The 2184-nt window shown below is 65.2% G+C and carries 2 protein-coding genes; both read left to right on the forward strand.

Annotated features, from left to right (window positions below):
• Positions 1-598: tetratricopeptide repeat protein (locus BRAS3809_RS01270; RefSeq protein WP_035654874.1), on the forward strand; the 598-nt coding region annotated here is incomplete at its 5' end.
• A gap of 114 nt (positions 599-712) precedes the next feature.
• A partial coding sequence (locus tag BRAS3809_RS01275; RefSeq protein ID WP_035654877.1) for an adenylate/guanylate cyclase domain-containing protein occupies positions 713-2184 on the forward strand: 1472 nt, incomplete at its 3' end.

Raw genomic sequence — 2184 nt, forward strand, 5'->3', positions numbered from 1 at the left:
CATCAGCTTCGGCTGGATCAAGGGCTCGCGCGAGCTCTGGGAGGAAGCAAAGAGCCTGGCCCTGGACAGCGTCAGGCTCGACCCGCGCTCCTCCTTCGCCTACGCGATCCTCGCCTTCGTGCAGGCCATGCAGGGGGCGCATGAGGACGGCATGAAGGCCGCACGGAAGGCCACCGAGCTCAATGCCTATGACATGGGGGCGCGGGGGGTGCTGGGTCTCTGTCACATGGTCAGTGGCGAGCATCAGCAGGCGATCGATCAGTTCTCGATCGCCGCGCAACGCGGCAACAGCGACCCCCGCTATCAATGGCCGGCCCTGAACGCCTACAGCCACTACCTGATCGGCCGCTACGAGGCGGCATTGTCCTGGGCCCGTGAAGAGCTGCTTCTCTACCCGAACCACCTGCAGGCCCTGATGATCCGGGCGGCAACGCTGGCCCAGCTCGGCAACCTCGACCAGGCGCGCGAGGCCATCGGCAGCATGCGCGAGCAGTATCCCTGGCTGACGCTCGACCGCCATGTGAAGAACATCCGCTGGAAGAACCGCGCCGACATCGACCACTATCGCGACGGGCTGACCAAGGCCGGGCTGATTTAAACCAATTACAAGGTACATCCCGGGCCTGCCACATGGCCCACACATTGCTTCCGCAAATTGATTGGATTCCAACGATGCTGCCGTGGTATCGCCCTCTGCGAGAGTGAGGAACGGATGGAGAGACGGCTGGCCGCCATTGTCTGTGCCGATGTGGTCGGTTACTCGCGGATGATGGGTGCCGACGAGGCGGGAACCCATGCCGCCTTCAAGGCCCATCGTGGCGCCATCCACCCGGTCATCCTCAATCACGGCGGCCGGATCGTCAAATACACCGGAGACGGTTTTCTCCTGGAGTTTCCGAGCGTCGTCGGCGCCATCACGGCTGCCGTCGAGGTGCAGAAGCTGATGGCCGAGCGCAATGCGCATCTGCCGGCCGATCGCGTGATGCAGTTCCGCCTCGGCGTGAACATGGGCGACGTCATCTTCGACGAGGACGAGGTGTTCGGCGACGGCGTCAACACCGCGGTGCGACTTGAAGCCGCAGCCCCTCCCGGCGGGATCGCACTGTCGAACAAGGCCTACCAGGAAGCCGCCAAGCATTTGACGGTCACATTCGTCGACCGCGGCCCCTTCCGCTTCAAGAACATCGAAGACACCATCAACGTCTGGACCTGGGATCCCTCCTCCCCGGAGAAGAGCCGCGAGCCGCGACAGACCACCACCTCGCTGCCGGCCCAATATCGGACGGCCATCGTCGGCGTCCTGCCCTTCGCCAATCTCAGCAGCGAGACCGACGAGTACTTCTCGGATGGACTGGCGGAAGACCTCATCCACGCGCTGTCGCTGCAATCCTTCTTCCGGGTATTGAGCCGCAACTCGACCTTCGCCTTCAAGCATGCGGGCATGAGCGCCCGGCTGATCGCCCGCGAGATCGACGCGACCTACCTGATCCAGGGCTCGGTGCGGCGCTCCGGGAACAAGATCCGCGTGACGGCCGAACTGGTCGCGCCGGAGAACGGCGAGCAGCTGTGGGCCGGCCGCTACGACCGGGACATCGGCGACCTGTTCGCCGTTCAGGACGACATCACCGCCAATCTGTGCACCGCGCTCATCCCCGAGATCTACCGCGCCGAGGCGGCGGTGCCGGTCCGGTCCATGACCACGGACCTCACCGCCTGGGACCGCTTCCTGCGCGGATTGTCGCACTACTACCAGCCGACCAAGGCCGACTACGAGAGCTCGATCGCGCTGTTCCGCGAGGCCATCAAGATCGATCCGGGTCTGGCGATCGCCCACACCTATCTCGGCACCATCCTGCTGCAGGGCATCCATTTCGGCTGGATCAGGAACTCTCGCGGGCTTTGGGACGAGGCGATGACGCTCGCCGAGGCCAGCGTGCGGCTGGATGCCCGCTCGTCCTTTTCCTACTCGCTGCTGGCCTACGTCCACGCCATGCAGGGGCGGGTCGAGGCGGGCATCGAATCGGCGCGCAAGGCGCTGCAGCTCAATCCCTATGACATGGGCGCGCGCGGCGTCCTCGGCGTGTGCCATCTCGTCGGCGGCGAGCACGGCCAGGCCATCGAGCTGTTCTCGGTGGCGGCGCAGCGCGGCAACAGCGATCCGCGCTATCAGTGGTCGGTGCTCAG

Origin of the sequence: Bradyrhizobium sp. STM 3809 (assembly GCF_000239795.1) — a bacterium.
Classification (GTDB): Bacteria; Pseudomonadota; Alphaproteobacteria; order Rhizobiales; family Xanthobacteraceae; genus Bradyrhizobium.